Annotated in this window: 14 protein-coding genes; 7 read left to right on the top strand and 7 right to left on the bottom strand. The window is 38.7% G+C overall.

Features of this window, described 5'->3' with window-relative positions:
• Together QNI22_RS29500 and QNI22_RS29495 are read right to left on the bottom strand one after the other, a co-directional pair.
• Entirely contained in the window at positions 1–1008 is a 1008-nt protein-coding gene (locus QNI22_RS29500) for an ABC transporter substrate-binding protein (protein ID WP_314516542.1), read from the bottom strand.
• 368 nt (positions 1009–1376) lie between these two features.
• Positions 1377–2606, bottom strand: coding sequence for an MFS transporter (locus QNI22_RS29495; protein ID WP_314516540.1), 1230 nt, complete (start codon positions 2604–2606; stop codon positions 1377–1379).
• A 419-nt stretch (positions 2607–3025) separates the two neighbouring features.
• On the opposite strand from QNI22_RS29495, the gene QNI22_RS29490 reads away from it, so the two are divergent.
• From QNI22_RS29490 to QNI22_RS29470, 5 genes are all read left to right on the top strand, one after another.
• On the top strand, positions 3026–4105 hold the full coding sequence (locus tag QNI22_RS29490) for a putative type IX sorting system protein PorV2 (RefSeq protein WP_314516539.1): 1080 nt from the start codon (positions 3026–3028) through the stop codon (positions 4103–4105).
• Positions 4106–4216: 111 nt separating this feature from the next.
• Positions 4217–9259: a putative type IX secretion system sortase PorU2 gene (porU2, locus tag QNI22_RS29485; protein WP_314516538.1), complete on the top strand. Its 5043-nt coding sequence runs from the start codon at positions 4217–4219 to the stop codon at positions 9257–9259.
• A 119-nt stretch (positions 9260–9378) separates the two neighbouring features.
• Positions 9379–9669 (top strand): YciI family protein, encoded by a 291-nt coding sequence (locus tag QNI22_RS29480; RefSeq protein ID WP_314516537.1) that lies wholly within the window; start codon positions 9379–9381, stop codon positions 9667–9669.
• A 44-nt stretch (positions 9670–9713) separates the two neighbouring features.
• Complete coding sequence (locus tag QNI22_RS29475; RefSeq protein WP_314516535.1) at positions 9714–10964, top strand: THUMP-like domain-containing protein; 1251 nt, start codon at positions 9714–9716, stop codon at positions 10962–10964.
• Positions 10965–10992: 28 nt separating this feature from the next.
• Entirely contained in the window at positions 10993–11451 is a 459-nt protein-coding gene (locus QNI22_RS29470) for a M23 family metallopeptidase (RefSeq protein ID WP_314516534.1), read from the top strand.
• A gap of 125 nt (positions 11452–11576) precedes the next feature.
• Here the strand turns inward: QNI22_RS29470 and QNI22_RS29465 are convergent, their stop codons facing one another.
• From QNI22_RS29465 to QNI22_RS29455, 3 genes are all read right to left on the bottom strand, one after another.
• On the bottom strand, positions 11577–12950 hold the full coding sequence (locus tag QNI22_RS29465) for an MATE family efflux transporter (RefSeq protein WP_314516533.1): 1374 nt from the start codon (positions 12948–12950) through the stop codon (positions 11577–11579).
• 597 nt (positions 12951–13547) lie between these two features.
• Positions 13548–14315, bottom strand: a complete 768-nt coding sequence (locus tag QNI22_RS29460) for a carboxypeptidase-like regulatory domain-containing protein (protein ID WP_314516531.1) — start codon at positions 14313–14315, stop codon at positions 13548–13550.
• Positions 14316–14601: 286 nt separating this feature from the next.
• Positions 14602–16569, bottom strand: a complete 1968-nt coding sequence (locus QNI22_RS29455; protein ID WP_314516529.1) for a T9SS type A sorting domain-containing protein — start codon at positions 16567–16569, stop codon at positions 14602–14604.
• Positions 16570–16943: 374 nt separating this feature from the next.
• On the opposite strand from QNI22_RS29455, the gene QNI22_RS29450 reads away from it, so the two are divergent.
• Together QNI22_RS29450 and QNI22_RS29445 are read left to right on the top strand one after the other, a co-directional pair.
• Positions 16944–17516 carry a hypothetical protein gene (locus QNI22_RS29450; protein ID WP_314516527.1) on the top strand — a complete coding sequence of 191 codons (573 nt, stop codon included), beginning with the start codon at positions 16944–16946 and terminating at the stop codon, positions 17514–17516.
• A gap of 237 nt (positions 17517–17753) precedes the next feature.
• The gene (locus tag QNI22_RS29445) at positions 17754–19883 is read left to right on the top strand and encodes an OmpA family protein (RefSeq protein ID WP_314516525.1); all 2130 of its coding nucleotides are present in this window, start codon (positions 17754–17756) and stop codon (positions 19881–19883) included.
• Between the two features lie 405 nt (positions 19884–20288).
• On the opposite strand, the gene QNI22_RS29440 is transcribed toward QNI22_RS29445, so the two are convergent.
• Both QNI22_RS29440 and QNI22_RS29435 read right to left on the bottom strand, forming a co-directional pair.
• Positions 20289–20771 (bottom strand): hypothetical protein, encoded by a 483-nt coding sequence (locus tag QNI22_RS29440; protein ID WP_314516523.1) that lies wholly within the window; start codon positions 20769–20771, stop codon positions 20289–20291.
• Between the two features lie 115 nt (positions 20772–20886).
• Positions 20887–23226 carry a T9SS type A sorting domain-containing protein gene (locus QNI22_RS29435; protein ID WP_314516521.1) on the bottom strand — a complete coding sequence of 780 codons (2340 nt, stop codon included), beginning with the start codon at positions 23224–23226 and terminating at the stop codon, positions 20887–20889.
• Between the last annotated feature and the right edge of the window lie 135 nt (positions 23227–23361).

Raw genomic sequence — 23361 nt, 5'->3', positions numbered from 1 at the left:
TTATTCTTTTAACCATCTGTTTAGATTGGTATTGAGTAGTTCGGTTACCATAGGATCATTGAGATTTTCTTTAGTCACTATGATAATACCAGTATCGATATGTTTTTCGAAAGGCTGATTTTTTAGTATCGCAATAGCTGTTTTTACTCCTTCATATCCCATTTTAAAAGGATCCTGTATGGCTAGTCCATGTAATTTATCCTTTTTCAGTGCGTCCAGCAATGTTGTATTGGAATCAAAACCCACAAATTTTACCTGACCTGCTTGTCCCCGCTTTTCCAGGGCTTGTAACATCCCTTGTGTAGTAAGTTCTGTTGGCGTAAATATACCATCCAGCTGACTACAGCTATTTAATAAGTTCAGAGAGGCATGGACAGATTTTTCTATTGTGACACCTGCATAATGATTGCTTGATACCAGTTCGATTGACGGTCCATATTCTTTTAGTCCTTCCAGAAACCCATCTTCACGTGCCATTGCACTGGCTGATCCTTCATGATAACGTAGCATGGCTACTTTTCCTTTACCTTCCAACAGTTCACATAGACGTTTTGCACAAAGCTTGCCTGCCAGTTTGTTATCAGTAGCAATAAAAGAATGGAAGTCCTGTGATTCTAAATCTGAGTCAATGATAATAACAGGTATATGTTTCCTGGAGGCCGAGGCTACTGAAGGAGCCAAATCATGTACATCAATGGGGGCTAATACAATAGCATTTACTGACTGTGATGTAAAGTGTTGTACTGTTTGAATTTGTCCCTGTTTATCATCTTCTTTTTGGGGTCCTTGCCATATCAGTTCTACTCCCAGTTCCTGGGCAGCTTTTTCTGCTCCCGCATGTACGGATAACCAGTATGAATGAGTAGTTCCTTTGGGTATTAAAGCAATACGATATGTACCATGTAGTGCTTTGTTTTCGTCAGCACTACTATTTTGTTTGGTGCTTGTACATGCAAACAAACATAAGCCAAGAAGTATAGTTACAGTGAAAAGAGAAGCTTTTGACATTATCAGAATTAATAGTTTCAGTTTCGTAAACCCATAGTTGAGACTAAAACTGTTTTTTATTGTATTGTACTGTGGCAAGATATGGCATTTTGATTCATCTTCCAACTTTAGCAATAATTGGCAAAAGCCTGAAATTTGAATACAATTCATACTGAACAAAGACAGAAGTTAGTAATCAGAGTATTAGACAAATAGTGTATAGGTTAAAGTACAGTATTTTTTATTTTGAAAAATATACAATAGTAGGAGACAGTATATTTAATTGTTCATAAAGAACTAATTTCAGCAATAGCACATAATAAAACATCCTCATTGTTATACATAAAAGTAAACGAATGAGGATGTTGATAGATTGTATGTATGACCAATTATGCCAACTGTTGTTTCACCGCGCTATTGCGTCTCTTATATATGACAAGTCCGGTAAATGCAGCTATCAGAAAGAGCGGGATGATCGTTATATATTGCAAGGTTTGCATACCTGCTTCCAGTTGTGCCGCATCTGAACTAAGGCCAGAAGCAATTTTGGTATCTTGCAGATTTGCATAGATATCTCCAATAATTGGAAGAGCAAAGGCTTGTGCCAACATTCCGGCACCTCCCATTACTGCAAGTCCCAAGGCACCCGTCTTAGGTATATTTTCTGATACAAAACCTAACATAGTAGGCCAAAAGAAACTTACTCCTGCTCCAAATATTAGTGAAGCAACAAAGGCAAGATTACCAGATGTCTTACTGATCATCCATATACCTAATGCTGAGACTACAGCTGAAAATAATAATACCCATGCATTCTCAAATTTATGGATAAAGTTCCCTGCAAATGCCCTACAGATAACCATTACCAGTGTAGTACCTGTCAAAAGCAGAATAGACGGAACACTACCACCTTTCAGAAAAGTTGGTATCCAGTTGTTAGGGCCAAATTCGGTGGTAGCTGTAAGAAACATGCAAATTACCATAAAAATAAAGAGAGGGGAGAGAGAAGCTTTCACCATCTCATTATTACTTACACCTGCTGCTACCCGTTCGGTAGGAGGAAATTCCTGTCCCCAGAACATAATACCATAGGCGATATTCGGAATCAGCATAGTTGCAATCTGTACCTGCCAGCCCAGATTTAATATGTTGCTAAGCAGATAAACAATTAAGGTACTAATCAGGATACCACCAGGGAACCATAAGTGGAACTGATGAAGTTTTTGAGTTTTATTATTGGTATAAAGAGAGGTAACCAGAGGATTACAAACTGCTTCAACTAATCCGTTTGCTACTCCAACAAAAAGTGTGGATATATAGAAAGACCAGAAACTGGTTGAGAAAATAGTCATGATAATACCTATCAGGTGGCCAAAAAATGCCAGATAGATTAGCCTTTTCATACCTACAAAGTCACAAAGTGGGCCTCCAAAGATAATTCCCAAGGTGAATCCCCAAAAAGCAGTCCCTACAATATAACCTAACTCTAGGGGAGTGATACCATATTGCGTACCAATCTTATCTAAAACTCCTGCTCTAATACCAAATGCCATCGCTGTTGTAATAAGAGCCATACAACTGGCTATAAACAAGCGATCTTTATTAATCGAAGTGCTCATGATTGTGAAAGTTTGTGTGTTATTTTTTTAACAGGTGAGATACTAAAAATAAGCCAGTCCAATAATACGGCATTTAGCTAAGATAAGCTAGTTTTTTGAATGGTTTTTTCTAAGAAAAATGATATTTATTATTGAGTTAGATATAAAACTGTTTGATAATGAAATTGAATACTCTGATATAGAGAGAGAAGCTTTGCTAAGAGAGAGATTACAATACCTTTATTTTTAAGGGTAGAACTTAAATACTGAAAGGTGATATAAGAACCAGAAAAGGTAACCGCTTCCTATAGTATAATATCCCATAATATCTTACACCTGAGTGAATGTAGTATATTTCACGCATTGTCTGCCATAGGTTTTTTCTGTAAGTTTACGAACTGTATCTGTTTAGATATTAAGCAATTAGGTGTAGTCTATTTATGAAATATTTTTACATTGTCTGTATATTTTTTGTGTCGTTTTTGTCTCAGGCACAGGTGCTTACACCTAAGTATAGTAATGAGTTTCTGGCGATTGGAGTAGGGGCCAGGGCACTGGGTATGGGACGTACTCAAACGGCTGCTGTAAACGATGTAACTGCTGGTTACTGGAACCCTTCTGCTTTACTGGATATACGCACCAAATATGAAGTATCCCTTATGCATGCTGAGTACTTTGCAGGCATTGCAAAATATGATTATGCTGCTTTTGCTACCCCTATTGATTCTGTAAGTCATTTGGGTGTATCCGTGATCCGGTTTGCTGTAGACGATATTCCTGACACACGTTTCTTATTTGATGCAAACGGAGCTATCAACTATGATAATATCAGATTTTTCTCTGCTGCAGATTACGCCTTTTTATTATCCTATGCCCGCAAGTTTCCGAAACTCAAAGGGTTGAAACTGGGTGCTAATGTCAAGGTTATTCACCGCGTTGCCGGTTCATTTGCTAATGCCTGGGGATTCGGATTGGATGTGGGTGCAATGTGGGAAAGAAAGAACTGGCGTATAGGTATTGCGGCACGTGATGTAACAAGTACATTCAATACCTGGTCTGTAAATACGGCATTGCTTGAACAGGTATATGGGCAGACTAATAATACTCTCAGAGGAAATTATACAGAACTTACGCTTCCCAAACTTTCAATAGGAATAGCCCATAGCTGGCGTATTAAAGAAAAGTTTGGTGTACTGGCCGCTTTAGATGCTGATTTTACTTTTGATGGAAAACGCAATGTCCTTGTAAAATCTGATTTTACTTCGATAGATCCTCGCGCAGGTATAGAACTTGATTATAAGAAGATAGCTTTTTTTCGGGCAGGAATTGGCAATATTCAACAAGTGAAGGATGTAGATGAGCAAACAAATCTCTATACAAAAACCAGAACCACATTTGAACCCAATATGGGTGTAGGTGTTCGAATTAATAAATTCCAGATAGACTATGCACTTACAGATATAGGAGATCAATCCGAATCTCTCTATTCAAACGTATTTTCTATTAAAGTTGGCTTCTGATCTTTAATTGAAACATTATTCTATACAGCATTTGTATTTACGAAACCACATTGATCCGTGATCATTACTAATAAATTTCTGCAAAGTATTCATCACTTCTTTTTCTCCAATATGTTTTTAAAAAGAAGGGACTGGTCTTTTTTGACTGGTCTTGCTATCTTATTTCTGACAGGTATGCAGGCTTTTGCTCAAACCTATGGAAATGAGTGGATTAATTATGCCCAGCAGTATTATAAGATCCCTGTTACACAGCCAGGTATTTACCGGTTAAGTTATCAGGATCTGACTCAGGCGGGTATGCCTTTATCTGCTATTGATCCCCGTAGAATCCAGATTTTTCACAGAGGAGTAGAGCAGTCTATTATTGTATCAGGTGAATCTGATGCATTTTTTGATGAAGCAGATTATGTGGAGTTTTATGGGAAAGGAAATGATGGAACACTGGATGCAGAGTTGTACCGTCCCGCAGAAGCTCAACCACATAAATATTATAATTTATACTCTGATACTACTTATTATTTTATTACCTGGAGGTTAGATAATGGATTAGGAAAGAGAATGGTAACAGTAAACGAATCAAACACCAATAATCTGGCTGCTGAAGCATTTCACTGGGCTGAAAGTATTCTGGTGCTTAAAAGTGACTATGACTATGGAAAAGTATATCCTGAATATATAGGTAATGCAGAAGGTGAACATAGCTTTTATGATTATGGAGAAGGGTGGACCGGGTCCTATATAAGTAAATTTACAAGTGTTGACTATACTTTACCCAATCTGGGCACGATTGTCAATACTTCCTATAAACCTAAACTGGAAGTGGTTGTAGCAGGAAGAAATAACTATTCACATGTGGGAGAAATCTTTGCCGGATCTTCTACCAGTTCGTTGCGATCACTAGGTACAATTAGTTTTAGCTATCACAACACCCGTAGGTTAAATACTACCATTGAGGCTACAGATTTATCGACGGGTGCACTTTCTGTACGTATGCGTGTGAATGGGGTTTCAGATGCCAATCCGGATGCCATGTCTGTTTCACTGATTCGCCTGGTATATCCTCAGACCTGGGATATGGCTGGAAGTATACAAAAAACCTTTACCATAGAAGCAGGATCTGCTAATCAACATTATTTTGAGATTACTAATCCTGCTATAGGTACCTTACTGTATGATATTACTTCTACTGATTCTCCCCGACGTATAATTACCACTACTGTCAATGGAAAGTTAGCTGCTACACTTTCTAATGGAACAGTTATATTTGCTAATGCCAATGCATCTTCTATTACAGGAACTATTAAAAAGGTATCCTTTCGCAATTTTAGTTCTGTAAAGCCAAATTATCTGATTGTAACAAATTCTGCACTGAGAAAACCTTTTAGCTCGGTGGCTGATCCTGTACAGGCTTATGCGGAGTATCGGGCATCTACAGCAGGTGGAGGATATGATACCCTGATTGCAAACGTAGATCAGCTATATAATCAGTTTAGCTATGGCGAATATACACCTGTGGGAATTGCTCGGTTTGTAAAGTGGATGTATAATATCAGTAAACCAGGTTATTTATTTATCATAGGGCGCGGGATTTCACCTGAAATGGTACGTAATGCTCCAGGCAGAACAACCAATTTTATAAATGTCGCTAAAACTATCTATGATTATGTTCCTTCTGATGGCAGGCCCGGATCCGATTACCTTTTTTCAGATACATTGAGTGGTATTTCTTTGGTACCAGGTCTGGCTACAGGTCGTATCAGTGCTATTGAACCACAACAGGTGTATAATTATCTGGTTAAGGTAAAAGAACATGAAGCCTTATCTCCTAATGAAAGCTGGCGTAAAAACATAATTCATCTGGCGGGAGGCCATACTGCTGCAGAAGTAAGTAATTTCAAGTCTTATATAGATAGCTATAAATCAATTGTTGAGGGTGAGTATTTTGGGGGTAAGGTACAGTCTTTATCCAAACAAACAGGTGATGAAGTTGAGCAGATCAATATATCTCAGCAATTAAATGAAGGAGCAAGTCTGGTAACTATGTTTGGCCACTCAGGTAGAACGGTGAATGACATAGAAATCGGCTATGCAACTGATGAAACGTTAGGATACAAAAATCAGGGAAAATATCCGCTTGTTCTGGTAAATGGATGTCAATCCGGAGACGTATTCAACAATCAGTATACGTATGCTGAAGATTGGGTTATGGGACGATCAGATCGAGGTGCTATTGCCTGGATTGCACATTCTTCTGCCGGCTATGCCAGTGAGTTGCATGCCTACTCTACGCTATTCTATCAGACTGCTTTTGCGGATAGTACGATGTTAGGAAAGCCTATTGGCAATGTACAGAAAGAGACTATTCGTCGGTATGTTACGTTGATGACTAACTGGACATTAGGACTGACACATGCAGAACAAATGGTGTTACAAGGTGATCCTGCTGTGGTATTGGTGCCATTCAGCAAACCGGATTATGCCATTACAGAAACCGGGATTTTTGCTCAGTCTTTCGATGGATCACAACTAACTGCTGCATTGGATTCGTTCCGGATAGGGGTAGTAGTAACTAATTATGGTAAAACACTGAATAAGAAATTTGGTGTAACTGTAACTCGCCGGTTTGGAGATGGCACATTTCAGCAATCTGATACAACATATTTTAATCCAATCAGTTTTACTGATACAGTGTATGTTACGATTGCCAACACACAGAAATATGTAGGAGGTACACAAACATTTACAGTATTGGTAGATCCTGCCAATCAGATTGACGAAAGCAATGAACAAAATAACCAGGCATCGAAGGAAATAGATATTCCAATAGTTGGAGCAATTCCTTTGTTTCCAAGAGAATATAGCATTGTCAGTTCTCAACCTGTAAAGTTTGTAGCTCAATCAACTGTATCACCACTGGAAACCCGGTCTTATAAGATAGAGCTGGATACTTCTGCTACATTTTCCAGTGCAGCCAAAATAGAAACTACTGTATCAGGGAGTCTATTGGTGAATTGGGAAACAGATCTCCTTAGTAAGGCAACTTCTCATGACAGCACAGTCTATTACTGGCGTATCAGTCTGGCTGACCGACCAATCGGAAATGATAACAGCTGGATGGAAAGCTCCTTTATTTATATTAATAACAGTCCCGAAGGATGGTCACAAACCAAGTTTCCTCAATTTTCCAAAGCTGGTTTATCTTCTGTAAAACGCAACACAGAAACATTAAAATGGGAGTTTACAGGAAATACAATGGATATATCTGTTAAAACGTATGGCTACCAGAATCAGACAGATGCCTACAAACAGGTAGAGCTGCTTTTGAATGAAGGCCCAGTCGTAACAGGTGGCAGATGTAGTCCTGCCTCAGATCCCAATACGTTGATTGCTGTAGCATTTCATAGAGGAAATGTACAACCCTACAGTGTAGTAGCTTCTTTGAATTGTGGACGGGAACCTTTTGCCGCACACTACCTTACCAATGGCTATATTGCAGGAGGCGGTCTGGCAGATTTTGTAAACAGGGTAAGCAACAATGATTATATTTTGTTATTTACAGCTGGTTCTGTAGATTTTACTAACTGGTCAGCTGCTACCAAACAACTCCTGGTAAGTATTGGGGCCGATGTCTCAAAAATTGCTAATCTGAAAAGTGGTGACCCTTATATTATTATAGGACAAAAAGGGGCAACCGCTGGTTTGGCAACAGAAATCTATCCTGATTATAGTGGAAGTATAGCCGGTTCACAGCAGGCACTGTCATTAGATTATACATTACAGGGGCGTGTAGATAATGGATTTATCACTTCTTCTCTGATAGGCCCTGCTTCTTTGTGGGGAACAATGTATCATGCTATTCAGGCATCTGAACTACCTCTTACAGATCAGTGGCAACTCGATATTGTGGGAGTGAATCTTCAGGGTGCAGAAACGGTAGTTTCTACAGATGTGAAAACAAGCCCGTTGCCTATTGATTTTATCAATTCTCAGCAATACCCATACCTGAAGCTACGACTACAGGCAAGAGATGAAACAAATCTGACTCCTCCTCAGCTGAAAAAGTGGCAAGTGATTTATGATGGAGTACCAGAAGGTTTAATTAATACAGGCATGGTAGCTTCCGATGCGTATACGATACCAGAGCAAATGGCTGGTGGTTCATTTGAGATTCCTGTTGTTTTTCAGAATATTTCACCAAGAGCCTTTACGGATTCATTGACAGTGCAGTATACAATTCTGAATGCAAAAAGTAAAAAGACCACACGAGTTACTTTTAAGGCAAGGCCATTAGCTGCCAATGGAGATACAATATCCTTTAAGATTCCTGTACGGACTGATACACTAAGCGGAAATAACGAATTACAGGTTTTTATAAATCCTCGCATACTTCCGGAGCAAAATTATGCTAACAATGTATTGAGTATTCCATTTGTTGTAAATACAGATAATCTTAATCCGATTCTGGAAGTAACATTTGATGGTCAGAAGATTCTCAATGGAGATATTGTTTCTCCTACTCCCCAGATAATCATGCGATTAAAAGATGAGAATACCAAACAGATTCGTACAGATACATCAGGTATCCTGATCTATATCAAGAAACCGGGCAGCAGTAACTTTGAACGTATCTCAGGGGGTGCCTTTAGCTGGGCAGCAGGCAATGGAGATAATGATTTCAGAATGGAATGGACTCCGGAAAAACTTTCAGATGGTGTTTATACTCTAAAAGTGTTTGCTTCTGATCTATCTGGTAATCAAGCCGGAAGCGAACCGTTTCAGATTAGCTTTGAGGTAGTAAATGAATCAACCATTACTCACTTCTATCCTTATCCTAATCCTTTTTCTTCCGGAACCCGATTTGTATTTACATTAACTGGAGCATCTCTACCTGATCAGATAAAAATTCAGATTATGACTGTTTCTGGTAAGGTGGTTCGGGAAATTACGCAAGATGAACTAGGCCCTATCCATATTGGTAACAATATTAGTTCGTATGTGTGGGATGGTTCAGATGAATTTGGAGATAAGCTGGCTAATGGTGTCTATATTTATCGGGTAGTCACACGAATGGATGGACAAGCTATTGAACATCGTGCAACCAGCGCAGATAAAGCGTTTAAGAAAGATTATGGAAAACTTTATATTCTTAGATAAGTTTTTGACAATAAGCCTACTAAAAACCTCTGCAAATAAATGTAGAGGTTTTTGTTTTAGAATAGACTCTAAAACGAACTTTGGCTTATTTTTTGCGGTTTTACTAAAAAAAGAAGACTATGAGCAAATACCAAGCTACCATCCGCTTTGAATTGAGTGAGGCCTTTATGCGCAATGTTCCTGCACATCGCAATTATATCAATCGATTGATTAATAATGGTGTCATTGATCAATATGCTGTGAGTATAGAATCTGGTAAGGCATGGATTACACTCAGTGCAGAATCAAGAGAAGAAGCAGAAGCTTATCTCGAGAAATCTCCGCTGCATCAGTTCTGGCAACTGGAGGTTGAAGAATTATTTGTTTTAGATAGCCATGCCTATCGATTTCCAAAACTGGTCATGAATTAAGACATATATTGTAGTATCTTTCCGGACCATTTCTGTTTTTAGAAATGGTGTGGTTCTCTGTATTAGATATTATTCTGCCTGTGCCTTTATCTGAGAAACTTACCAATTTTTCTAAGGTCATTGATTTTGTTCAACAACATGAGTATGCCAATCCTCAGGATTTGCTCCTGAAAAAGCATAGATATCCTGATATTCCTGTGCAGGAAGCTGCCCTTCAAATACAGGCACGACAAAAAGCTAAAAACAAACTTCCTTCCTGGTTTTCTATTCCAACAATCTGTTATCCTTCATTACTTTCTCTGGAACAATGTTCTTCAGAGAGTACTGCTTTGTTTAAAGCTCAGTTGCTGTCAGGTCATATTCTTGTGGATCTTACGGGTGGTATGGGAGTAGATACTGCTGCTTTTAGCAAACAGTTTGCGCAGGTCTTCTACATTGAACAGAATCCGGAACTATGTGAAGTTACTCAATATAATTTTGAGCAATTGGGTATTACCAATGTACAACATATATCGGCCACCAGCGAAACCTGGTTGTCATCCTTTTCACAACATGTGGACTGGATATACATAGATCCTGCCAGGCGTAATGATGCAGGTGGTAAGGTAGTTCGGTTACAGGACTGTGTACCAGATATTTTAGGTTTGAAAGATATATTGTTCGGTAAAGCCTCTCATCTATTACTAAAGGCATCTCCTATGTTGGATATTGACCTAGCCATCAATGAACTTAAAAATGTTGTCAAAGTATATGTTGTAGCAGTAGAGAATGAAGTAAAGGAGTTGCTTTTTCATTTGGTGAAAGCATTTAACGGAGAGCCGGAAATCGAAACGGTAAATCTGAATAAGAGTGGGAGCACTGTTTCTTTATTCCAATTTTATCGCAGTCATGAAGGAAATAGTGAGGTGTCTTTTACTTTGCCTCAGACATATCTCTATGAACCTAACGCTGCCGTTCTTAAAGCCGGTGCTTTCCGATGTATTGCCAGTACATTCTCACTCAATAAGCTACATAGCAATAGTCATTTATATACTTCAGAATCTTTGCATACTGATTTTCCAGGACGAATTTTTAAAATAATGGCTGTGTGTAAGCTGGATAAGAAAGAACTTCAGTCCTTTTTACCAGACGGAAAAGCCAATATCAGTGTGCGGAACTTTCCAATGAGTGTAGAAGACATTCGTAAGAAAACGGGTATCCGGGATGGGGGAGAACAATATTTGTTTGCCACTACAGATTGCCAGAACCGAAAGATTATTCTGGTTTGTCAAAAGATAGAAGCTATACAGAAATAATCTAAGATTTATTTACATCGTTGTTTTCATGCAAACTACCAATGTAAAAAAGATATCCCGGCCGCGTTACAAACGATGGATTCTGGGATTTTTTTGTTTTGTAATGCTGATAGGGTATTGTATTCCTGAAAAACTTAGGATTCCTGTGCAAAAAGCTTCTGACAAAGATTGGAATCATCAGTCCTTCTGGCACTATCCATGGGGAAAATCCGGTGTGCATAAAGGTATCGATATCTTTGCTCCTAAAGGCCGAAATGTAGTTGCATCAACAGGTGGGTTAGTTATATGGAAAGGTACGATGGGTATAGGTGGGAAGGCTGTTATCGTGATTGGGCCCAAATGGCATTGTCATTATTATGCTCACCTGCAGGATTATCATACTCATTGGGGGCATGGGTATCTCAGGGTAAGGCTATCGGGTCTGTGGGTACATCTGGGAATGCAGCAGGGAAGTCTCCTCATCTGCATTATTCTGTATTTACGTTGATCCCTTATCTCTGGCGATGGGACACTAGCAGACAGGGGTGGAAAAAGATATTTTATCTGGATCCGGATAGGTTATTACGCTATAAGTAGTTGTAGTTGCTGAAAGGGGTTATCACTAAAATACAGCTACGATTTAACTAGTATACTTTTTTCAGTATAGTAACTTTCTTTGTTCCACAGGGTATATAAGCCTACGAGAAGCAACGTTAAAATTTCCGCCAGCGAACGCGATAACCATACACCTTCTAAACCCATTCCAAAATGCTCTGGCAATAACAGTATGAATAGAGCAATAAAAACAAAACCCTTTAATACGTTGATGAGTGTAGAAATGATCGATTTTCCTATGCTTTGTAGATAGGCTGATAGAATATAATTGGGACCAGCTGCAAAGAATAGAAGAAAATAGAGAGCAATAGCCTGACTGGCTATTTTTTTGAAGGGTATAGTAGAGTTACTGGAGAATATGTCTATTAAAAAGTCGGGTAATATCCAGCCTAATGCCACAATTACAATTCCCAATGTGATCGTAAAAAAAAACGAGAACCGGAATGTTTCCAATACTCTATGAGGTAACCTGGCACCTATATTGAATGAGAGTATTGGGAGAGATGCAATCATTGCTGCTGTAAACAGACGGATAAATAGAAAGCTGATATAGTTAACCAGACCAAATGCAGATACTGCCAATGGACCATAAGGTACTATATAATGACTGATCAGTAAAAGACCAGAAGAAAAGGAAATTTCAGAGGCAAAAGAGGGCGTGCCCAGATGCAAAAGTTCTCTCCATTCGGTAAGCTGTAACGTAAATCGAAAGCCATGAAAGCTAAAATGTCCTTTTTGTTTCCATATATATGTATACTGATATACTACAGCTGCTACCATAGAAATAGCTGTTGCTATAGAAGCTCCTTCGACACCCATGTGAAGTACAACGATGAAAAACAGATCGAGTACAATGTTGAGTGTTACTGCCAGCAGAGACGCATTACGGGAAATCTGAGGGGCATTATCATTGCTAATGAAGTTACTCCATATCATGCGGAGAAAAAAGAAAGGCATTGCGAGCAACTGCCAGAATATATAGTGAGATGTATTCTTTAACAGTACTGTATTCTCGGCTCCCGTCAGAAAGGTAGCAATAGTAGTGGTGAGGAATGGTGTAAGTATTGCTACACAACTTCCAGCAACCAATGCAAGAGTGGTACCAAACTCAAAAGTCTGTTGTACCTTATCATATTGAGTAGCTCCACTATTTTTTCCAATTAGAATCCCTCCTCCAGTCATGATGGGCAAGGTCAGAGCAATAAACACGATGGTGACAGGACCATATAAGCCTACTGCTGCTAATCCCTCTTTGCCCACTTGTTGTCCCAATATAACACCATTGATAAGCTGGTGGAGGGTTGAAGAAAGAATACCTGTAAGAGCCGGAATGTAATACTTAAAAAATAGTGTGTTGATAGGTGCCTTCCCCAATGGATTGGATACATTCATAGGAAATGTGGTGAAGTGGGGTAGCGAAGGTAGACTTTATTTCATTATTCTAGCTCTGTATTTGTTTTGAAAGGTTGTTTTTGAGTTTTTTTGGAAATAAGTAAGTAAATGTGTCCGTACTCGTAATTTTCGGATGTACTGTTTCCAATATAAGATAAATATGAATGATCCTGAGTTTTGAGGAAAAGGATCTGACCTTGGAACTGTATACATAGTGAAGCATAATATAGAAGCTACAAAGAGGATTGCCTTCACTTCAATCGCGAAAGTTGACGTAGGTGCGTGAGGATAAAAATTCCGCGGGCCTAGCGTTAGCCCTGTGGGGCGAAGCTTTGGAATTTTTTGCCCTTTTTGGGTTACTTTTTTGGGCAAGCAAAAAAGTAACAGGGCCATAAGAAGAGAAATGCTCTGGAATATTAACCTACTCTGGATACTAGTAAGGAAGAAATGAAGAAGCCACCAGACGAAGAAAGATCAGGGCTATAAATCAGCTCAACAAGAGAGATTTCTTAAAAATGAATCCAAGCCCACACTTTCAAAAATATAGGCTTGGGTTTTACTCATATCCAACATTCGGTATGACTCATATGTATGGGTTTACAGCTCTGTATATTCAATATTGCTACAATTAGAGCAATACATACTTTCAGGTTGGAAATCAAGTTGCATGGAACTGGTAAACTGACTGTTGTATATGGATCTATCCCGTAGTTTGAGCGGTTTATCTCCAGATGCAGACTTATGCACAGCAGTTACAGTATAACGACCCATAGGTACATCTACCAATTTGGAATAGTTGTCTGAGTGAGGTAATCCCGGTTTTAATTTTAGTGTTTGCCCTGTAGATCCATCGATAAGAGGGCCTGCTGGTGTAAGAGTAAATTCAACGTTTTCAGAGTCATAGATAGAGCTGTTTATGTCTTTCTCAATTTGAATCATACCACCATAATATCCCAGACCGCTTGGCTTTTCTCCTGTTAAACGCCATTGAAAGTTACGAACTCCACCTTCCTGTGTAAAGGCATCTGTATTTTCGGGATGAAGCTCCATTTCAAATTGTTTACCATTGTACGTTTTCTTCAATGTCGCATACGCTATGTAAGTGCTGGCAACATTGGGAAGCTTTACATTATAGGTTCCATCCTGACCTGTAGTAGTCAACAGGTTAGAGTCATATAAATAGGTGTTGTCAATAACAACCTCTACGCCTGCTAACGGAGCCCCTTTTGTGTCAGTTATTTTCCCTTTGGCGTAACCATTCTCTTCTGTGATGGGATCTGAATGATTGTCATCAGTACCCGGGCATCCGGTAAGAACCAGCAGGGACGCCATCATCCCTGCAACTAGAAAATAAGAAGTTTTCATAAGTTGTATTATAGTGTAGTGTTTGAAAATAAGTTTTTTACCTGTGTTTTCTGCGGGTTATCTACTGTGTGACAGATGAATAACTTGTTACAAATCTCTTATTTAAAGGGTTGAGATACAATCCCAAGTAATCAGTAATTTAAGCTCCTTATAAATGAGGAGATATTCCTGGGATGTTATTTGAGAAGATGTATTACTGAGTCAGAGAGAATAGGAGAGGAGGCAATAACAAAAAAGGAGTGATCTGAGATGACCACTCCTTTTTTGTTATATATGTGTGTTATGTTTATCTTTCAACTAAGATCTTCGAAGTCTTATGGTAGTTATTACCTGATATGATTACGAAATAAGCACCAGTTGGGTAGCCTTGTGTATTGATTTCCAGTTCCTGAACCTGAGATACGTTTTTACGATATACTTCCTGACCCAGTGTATTGGTAATCACAACCTGACTGACCTGTATTCCTTCTGCAAAGGTAAGCCGCAGAATGTCGTCTTTAACAGGGTTAGGTGATAGTGTAACTTCTGAATTAACTCCCAGTACAGTTACTGTTGCGATTCGTGAGTAACTGAATTCTTCATTGTAATCTGTTTGTTTGATCCGATAGTATGAAGTTCCCTGGTAAGGATTGTTGTCGTAGGCTGTATAACCTAGTGCCTGATCGCTATTACCTGCTCCATTTACAGTAGTCACTGTTTCCCAATCCTGACCATTGTGTGATCTCTCAACTGTAAAATAGCTGTTGTTTTCTTCAGAAGCCGTATACCATTTCAAAGATACTTTTCCTGCCTGATTGGTTGCATCAAAGCTGATGAAAGTAACAGGGAGTGGGGTAGTAGAAGAATTTGAGGTTGCTAATGTAAAGAAAGCACCATCATAGTTGCCTACATTAGTTACGCTAAAAGACACAAGTCTGTTATTCCCAGAGAAGTTAGGTACAGGGTTATTAATAATAGTCGTATTATTTGGGGGACCTCCAAAGTTTCCATCACTATCTATTAATAAACGTAATGATGCATAGTTATTAGCTGTAATTGTCGGTATGCTGGACACGTCAAATGTAATTGTGACATTGCCTACATTGTCGGTTGCGTCAAATCTCCATAATCTGGAAAGACGTTGTCCATTACCAAAAAAGCTGGCTGGAACATTTGAGCTTAGTATATTAAGAGGAGTTCCATTATGTCCCCAAAATAGAAAGTCCCCATTATCTAAATTGTTAGTATTGTTAAGTGTTACTCTTACTATCCCCGTACCAATTGCATCTGTTTGGATAGCGTTTCCTGATCTTCCAATACCAGCTACATCATTACCATAATAATTATTACCTGGGTTATCATAGGCGAAATAATCATCATCATTATTGTCTATATTGATGTTGTATTTAGAAGATAAATAGTTCTCCAGAATAATTCTTTCAGCTTCATTCAATGAACGGTTTAGTTGGATAATTTCTGCAATATCCATGTCTGAGTATGAATTATTATTTGCTGCCAATGCTCCAATTGTTAATGGGGCTGTACTATTATTTAGATTAGTGAAATCTATAGTTGGAAACACGGGATTATATCTTCCTTCATAAATACCACCTCTGTCATTGTTATTGTCATTACCACCTTGACTACCATCAAAACGGAAACCTACAATATAATTGTTATTATCAGAATAGGATCTGTTATTGTTGAATTGCTCTCTGTTTCCATTATTTGCTACTCCCACAAAGAGTCCATAAGGATCTGTAAAAAAGAAAGGGTCTTGTAGATACATATCATAGGCATAATCACTATTGATTGTGCCTGTATTGGTATTACGCTTACTTAAAATACCTCTTGGATTAAGAGCACTTATGTTTCTTGGTCGAAGTACTACAAAATAAGTAAGTGCATCATAGCTACTTCCTGTATAACCATTCAAAATATGTGTAGCTGCTCCTGGATTAGGAGTAGCAATAGTCATAATATCATTTACTCCATCAAACCTTATAGCTGGCCTACTGTTAAAGTTGCTAGTAGAAATATATGTAGGACGATTGGCGGCTGTATTCTGTATTGCACTATTACTTCTTCCCGAAGCGTCAGGCCATGTGGGAACCGCTCCTCCATTGGGTATATTCGTAATATTATCAGCTCGTAGCCAGAGGCCTATATTGCCTGAAGATCCAGTCTGGCCTACACCGCCCGGACCTGTTTGGGCAGTAAGTGAACAATAAAAAAAGAGCAGGAAAATTCCTGATAAGAAGTAGTTTTTTACCATATAAGTGGATTATTCAAAAGACGGTACAGATGTAGTTTTTATGCAGATTTCATATTTGTACGCCAAGATATTATTTGGTAACCAGATTGTAAAAAATATTTTTTACATATGTGTAAATTGTGTATTGGTTAATATGTTGATTTACAATGTATTGCCGTTTGGTCTGTTTATATAAGTTGTTGATATGCAGATGGTTGCGTTTTGCGAGGGATTTATATAAAAACTTGTTTTATTTCTATTGTTGGGAGTGCAGAAATAGCTAATAGTATAAATAGGCACCAGGAGTGTGTAGGATTCATATTCTTTATCTAACGTAATACCCTGACTAAGTTATACTATCAGAATTATCTTGCTATGTATGATATTACGCTTCAATGAAAACCTATAAGAGAAACACCAGACCCATTTACTCTTCGTTGATCATTGCATTAGTTGGTGGAATAATTTTATGGAGGACTTTTAGACTAGAAAAATGCACAGGGCTAACAGATGGACTTACAACCATTTTTTTATGGGTACTAAGTGTATTGTTAGTAAGCCTTTTTCTGCCAAGGGCTTTACAACGATATAAAGAACAAGAAAATCAAGTGGAACTACTTCCAATTGGAATAGTAGTTTTTTGTGGGGGATGTTATGTGATTTTATCGCTGCTACGCCTCAACACAGATAAAGCTTTTATATATGCTGAGACACACTATGGTAATTCACTTGCGTTATGGAATAATGGTACATATCTAGTAGAGCAAAAAGCAATAGACTGGGGATGTAACTATTCGGGAAGCTACCTGCTTCAAAATGATACACTAATACTGGAAAATATCAGACAGACTATTGATTCTGTATTTTATAAGAAGTATCTCATTCGCAAACCCTATCTGATTCCTATATTTGATAAAGGTATTGCAAAGGATTCTCTCCTCTATCTGAGAATTGTCCCAAAAGACTAATCCCGCTTATTTTACAGGCTTGAGCAGTTCTGTTTTAACCAGCATTCCAGTAGCTATAGATGGTCGCTGATACCAAGAACTTCTCAACATAAATCTACCCTTTTACCTCATCTGTAAGAAGTACACATAGAATGCATTGGCTATCAGGTAAATTTTCTGGTCTTTTACTTCGCGATTACCTGGTGTTTTACTATATGTTTTCACAGGCACACAACGACTTTTCAAACTATTCTGGCTATGAGACACCGTATACTTTTCTTTCTTTTGTTGCTTTCGTTTGCAGCTCAGGGACAAAGCACACTCTGGTTTTATGACGACTTTGTAGACAATCATCATGGATGGCCTGTCAGCGAATCTGCAGAGAACAGATATGCTGTAGGCAATGGGGTATATACTTTGGAAGTAAAGAATGGGAATGTGTACTGGGTGTGGAAATATGTGCATGTAAACGATGGAAAAGATTTTATTTATGAGGTTATAGCACGCAAAAAGACTGGTGAGGAAGGTGCAGATTTTGGCATTACTGCACTGGGGAAAAATGGGACAGTTTATCAGTTTCGTATTAACCCAACTACACAAAAAAGCTGGGTAGGTTCTTTCAAAAAGGAGTGGAAGTCTATTGTAAACAATGAAGCAAAGGCATTTGCCAGTGAAGATTATAAAGCCAGCAGCAGCGTCAAAAAAGATACTACATTAAACAAGTTAACACTGCAACGCAAGGGTGATGAAATCCTCTTTCTTGTGAACAATGTAGAAGTATTCAGAGGAGGTTATTCTAAACTCTTCGAACGCTTTGATGGAAATCTTGGGTTTATCGTGGCAGGTAAGATGACAATGGAGGTGGAGAAAGCTTCTGTGAAGCAGGACAATGCAGTGAATACATTTCCGAATATGCCTGCTTACCTGAAGAAAGAGAATCTTGGCCCTGCTGTAAATACTACCTATGATGAGGTAGTTCCCCGCATTGCCCCGGATGGAAAAACAATCTATTACAGTATAAAACAACATCCTGATAATACAGGAGGGACTTCTGATTCGGATGAGGCCTGGTATTCTGAGCTGGGTAAAGATGGTAAATGGGGACCTCGAAAAAAGCTGTCGGCTCCTCCCAATGGTACAGGATCTACTTATGTTGTAAGTCCATTGCCAGATAACAACACGCTGGTAATGAACTGTAAGTATGATGAAAATATGAATATTATCCCGGAATGGGGATTATCTGTGGTACAGAAAACAACTACCGGATGGAAGCTGCGTGAAAATATTGATATTCCTGATTTTTATAGCAAGGCTAATATTCTGGAAATGGCAGTATCTGCTGACCAGAAAGCCATTCTGGTAACGTTAAAAAGACAGGATAGTTATGGTGAACGGGATATCTATGTAAGTTTGAAGGGGGAAGATGGCAAATGGAGTATTCCTTTTAACATTGGCAATGTAGTTAATACAAAAGGAGATGAGTCTTCTCCTTTTATGGCTGCAGATGGTGTGAGTCTGTACTTCGGGTCAGATGGACATCCGGGGTATGGCGCTTCTGATATATTTGTGTCCCATAGGCTAGATGATACCTGGAAGAACTGGTCTGCACCGATGAACCTGGGGCTGGCGATTAACACACCTGGCTGGGATGGTTATTATACAATTCCAGCTTCCGGAGACTTTGCTTATCTGACCAGTGACCAGAATAGTATCGGCAAACTGGATATTGTTAAACTAAGTATTCCGGATGTGGCAAAGCCTAAACCTGTAGTGCTTGTCTATGGGACTGTGTTAAACAGCAAGACAAAACAACCTGTACAGGCTGACATTACCTATCGGGATCTGAGTAACAATAAGGAGTTGGGTACAGCTACTTCTAACCCTGTAGATGGGTCATACAAAATTGTATTGCCAGCGGGAGTTGTATATAGCTTCCTGGCCCAAAAAGCTGACTTCTATGCTGTAAGTGAAAACATTGATTTGAAAAAGCTCAATAAGTATCAGGAGATTAAACGGGACCTGTATCTGTCTCCAATCGAAGTGGGACAAACGGTACGACTGAATAATCTTTTCTTTGACTCTAACAAGTTTGAGTTGCGAAACGAATCCAAAGCAGAACTGGATCGTTTGATTGCTATTCTGAAAGATAATGCACAAATGAAGATCAAAATAGAAGGGCATACCGACAATGTGGGAGATGCCGCTTCCAATATGACGCTGTCTGGCAACCGGGCTAAAGCTGTAGTTGCCTACCTGACAAACAAAGGAATAGAAGCAGGCCGACTGACTTCTCAGGGATATGGAAAAGGTAAGCCTGTTGGAGTTAATACTACTGAAGAAGGCCGTCAGAAAAACCGTCGCGTAGAATTTGTGATTTTGAGTAAATAACAGAGAGTGTTGTTGTAAACATACTAAAGCATCCTGTCCAAATCCGGCAGGATGTTTTACTTTTAGAGGTTATCAGTTGAGCATAGTTTGTTTCATAATTGGATCATGCGTATAATTCTATGCAAACAGCGAAGGGAAGAAGCGGTTTGATTTATCTGGAAGAAAACGACTTTTGCCTGGAGTTTACCGCAAAAATGCTGATGCGTTGAATTTACCGCAAAAAAGTTTTTGCATAGAATAAACCGCAACATTGATGCTTGAGCGGAAAAAACCGCAAGCTGAGCATTTGATCGGAATTCACTGCAAAAAATTTCATGCGCATAATTCCAGTCAACAACTTCTTCTGTATAGAAGTATACGCATGATAATGGGACAGCAGAATTTCTTTTGTGATGATACAAAATACTAATCTTCAAACTCGTAAATCCAGTCCATCTCCATATCAAACCACCAGTATCTGTCTACATTTGTGAGATTGTAGTCGCCACATTTCATCCGTTCTATTTTCAACCTGTTATTGACGATTCTCAGTTCTGCATAAAACGGGTCCTGCCCGGTTTTATTGATTTCATATTCATGAGGTGTATCAAGCCAGTAGATGGTTCCCCAAAACCTCATTAATCCATCTTCTTCTATAATTACCTGTTTGGTTAGTATATCATCTGCACAGAAATGCTTTGCATTTTCATTATCTTCTATAGCGATTTTACAATCCAGTAAGTATGCCAATAGAGAGGATGTTTGTTCGGTTGGATCGTGTTGAGACAAATCTAACTTGCCTTTGAAGTTAAAAATGGGTTTTATAATTGGAAATAGTTTATTTATAAGGCTATTATAGTTTTCTTTAGCTACCTCTACGTCAATGTGTCTTGTCTTTTTTATCCCCATACTGATATTTTAGTAGTGTATAAACAAATATAGAGCTTTCAAAAAAGAAACGGTCAATGATGTGAGCCATTGACCGTTTCTATACGATTTCTGCCTGTTAGAGTAACAAAGCAAGTTATTGTTTAACTACTTTAAACTGTTCTTTGATGCCTGTCTGATCACTGATGCGAACCAGATACAAACCTGCGGGTAAAGAATTATCTTTAAAACTTACCTGTTCGTTGGCTGAAGCAGATTTGGAAAATACAACTCTGCCATCCATAGATACTACTGATACAGTTGCTTTTTGATAGCCGGTGTGGAGCTGAATAGACAATTGATCTGAGAATGGATTTGGTGATAACAGAGAATGTTGTCCCAATTCATTACTTGTTGTCGCTCCGGCAACACGGGCTGAAGAACCACTTGTTGTGGTGGTAAATCTTGTACTCTGAATCAATCTTGGTGCATCCCAGGGATAATCTGTCACAAAAACAGTCCATACTTCATATTCAGTGTTAGGTTTCAGTGCCTGAGGAACTGTCCATGAATAAACTGCACTATCAAAACTTGCTGATTGATAGTTTTCTGTATAGTTTCCAGTGGAGTTTATCGGGTAGGTGTCAAGTATGTATTGTACCTTCAACAGGTTGCCGCAGGAGGTGTATGGTTTAACAGTGATTGTTGGATTCAGAGATACGTCTGTTGCTCCATTCGAGATGCTGGTAACTCCAGGCAATATATTGCCTAAACCTGTTACAAATATAGTAGAATAACTCTGATCAATAAGATTACCATTGTTGTCCAGTCCTTTTAATTCTATCAGGAATTGTCCTTCACCTGAACGGCGCAGGTAAGTAGCATAATCAGATACAGAAGCATCCTGGGTCTGATTAACAGGTATGCTAAATTCACCTGTCGCACTTATCTGCTCACGGGGATCATTGCGGAAAATGGTAAGCTCAATTTTTGTAATATCAGAATTGTTGTTTGCATTAACAATAAACTGATTCACATCTGTACATGAATTGAAAGTAGATCCCGGTACCGGATAAACCAGAACAGGTGGGCGAGGAGCCGTTGTGTAAAAGTCAGCTGTTGCATAATATATTTTAGATGTGTCATCACTATTGGTATACGCTACACGAGTCACATACGCAGTACTGCCCTTTAATGGTGTATAGGTAGTAAATAAATTCTGATTTGGAGAGACTGCTTTATAATAGTCATACCCTGTTCCTGTCCAGTCTGCTGGATAAAGGTCCAATTCTCTTGAAAGGAAAATTACTTTTCGATCACCTGTTGAATCTGTTTCAGGAGTAGCTTCAATCACTGGGTGGAAAGGCGTTGAACCATCTAAACCTTTAACAGCAAGACTTACATGTAAAGGTTCCGGAGAAACATTACCTGTAGTAAAGGTGATTTCCTTCATAAAGAGTTCGGTACTGCTGGCTGCACCAGGAGCTAGAAATATAGCTTTTACTACATATTTTGTGTTAGGTTGCAAAGTGTTTGGCACATTCCATGAATAGGTACCAGGAGCAAAACTGTATGCCTGATAATCATCTCCTGCCCAGTCTGCCGGATAGCTATCAATCAGAAAAGAAGTATTAAACAATCCTTGTCCACAGGCTGTTGAAGGAAAGGGCTTGATTGCAATAGTAGGGTTGGTAGATACATTGACAGCACCATCCAGCGGAGTAATAAATTGAGGAATCAGTGATTCGCTGTTGCGGTCGCTGGTAAAGAAGGTGAAATACTTTTGTTTAAGTATTCTACCATAAGCATCCTCACTTTTCAATTCTATCAGGTATTGGTTCTTGGGACGTATAGGCCAGCCACTAATTTCTGAAACATCCTGATTTCCAGTGCTCAGATTAAATTCATATTTAGCTACAATGGTTCGTGGATCGTTCAGAAATATGGTATAGGTAAGCTTTTTAGCATCTATATCATTGGCATTTGCCTGTACAGTCATAAAACGCCCACATACATCTACATACGAATCAGCTGCAGGCCAGATCAGAATCGGATCAGGTGTTTCTACATTAGGTACATCATACAGGTAGGAGGCATAATACAGTTTGGTTGTATCATCACTGATAACATATCCTATCTTTGCCTCATATTTTGTATTTGGTTGCAAACGCTTATAGGCTGTATATAGATTCTGCATAGGCGAAACGGATGCCCTGTATTCATAATCCTCCCCCTGCCAATCTGCCGGATATCCATCTACTTCAAAAGACTTGTAAAGTACCTGTCGTACTCCGGATGGATCTGTTTGTGCAGTTGCTTCAAATGTAGGATGTAAAGGATTTGATGTGGCTAAAACAGAGATACTTACCGATAAAGGTTGAGTGTCCTGTACATAGATAGAATTTACAGACGTGGAGGCTGATTTATTCCTTTCCACTGCATAGCTGGTTGAGACAATGCTGCTTATAAAAAGTAGCAACAAATAAAAGTGTTTCATATTAGTAAATGGATGTAAATAAAATGTCGACAAAAAAATATCCATAGTAACAATTGTTGCTATGTTGTCTATTAATAATTGTTCCTGTACACAGTAAACAAAGTTTTTATAGGAATTTTACTTTTAATATTAATT

The sequence above is a fragment of the Xanthocytophaga agilis genome, from assembly GCF_030068605.1.
GTDB lineage: Bacteria > Bacteroidota > Bacteroidia > Cytophagales > 172606-1 > Xanthocytophaga > Xanthocytophaga agilis.
Note: the sequence above shows the minus strand (reverse complement) of the source record. Positions and strands in the feature narration are given on the sequence as shown.

Coding starts and splice junctions, on each gene's coding strand:
- QNI22_RS29475 (WP_314516535.1), top strand. CDS start 9,714: ATGGTGTGGTTCTCTGTATTAGATATTATTCTGCCTGTGCCTTTATCT.
- QNI22_RS29495 (WP_314516540.1), bottom strand. CDS start 2,606: ATGAGCACTTCGATTAATAAAGATCGCTTGTTTATAGCCAGTTGTATG.
- QNI22_RS29460 (WP_314516531.1), bottom strand. CDS start 14,315: ATGAAAACTTCTTATTTTCTAGTTGCAGGGATGATGGCGTCCCTGCTG.
- QNI22_RS29435 (WP_314516521.1), bottom strand. CDS start 23,226: ATGAAACACTTTTATTTGTTGCTACTTTTTATAAGCAGCATTGTCTCA.
- QNI22_RS29445 (WP_314516525.1), top strand. CDS start 17,754: ATGAGACACCGTATACTTTTCTTTCTTTTGTTGCTTTCGTTTGCAGCT.
- QNI22_RS29450 (WP_314516527.1), top strand. CDS start 16,944: ATGAAAACCTATAAGAGAAACACCAGACCCATTTACTCTTCGTTGATC.
- QNI22_RS29440 (WP_314516523.1), bottom strand. CDS start 20,771: ATGGGGATAAAAAAGACAAGACACATTGACGTAGAGGTAGCTAAAGAA.
- porU2 (WP_314516538.1), top strand. CDS start 4,217: ATGTTTTTAAAAAGAAGGGACTGGTCTTTTTTGACTGGTCTTGCTATC.
- QNI22_RS29470 (WP_314516534.1), top strand. CDS start 10,993: ATGCAAACTACCAATGTAAAAAAGATATCCCGGCCGCGTTACAAACGA.
- QNI22_RS29480 (WP_314516537.1), top strand. CDS start 9,379: ATGAGCAAATACCAAGCTACCATCCGCTTTGAATTGAGTGAGGCCTTT.
- QNI22_RS29465 (WP_314516533.1), bottom strand. CDS start 12,950: ATGAATGTATCCAATCCATTGGGGAAGGCACCTATCAACACACTATTT.
- QNI22_RS29490 (WP_314516539.1), top strand. CDS start 3,026: ATGAAATATTTTTACATTGTCTGTATATTTTTTGTGTCGTTTTTGTCT.
- QNI22_RS29500 (WP_314516542.1), bottom strand. CDS start 1,008: ATGTCAAAAGCTTCTCTTTTCACTGTAACTATACTTCTTGGCTTATGT.
- QNI22_RS29455 (WP_314516529.1), bottom strand. CDS start 16,569: ATGGTAAAAAACTACTTCTTATCAGGAATTTTCCTGCTCTTTTTTTAT.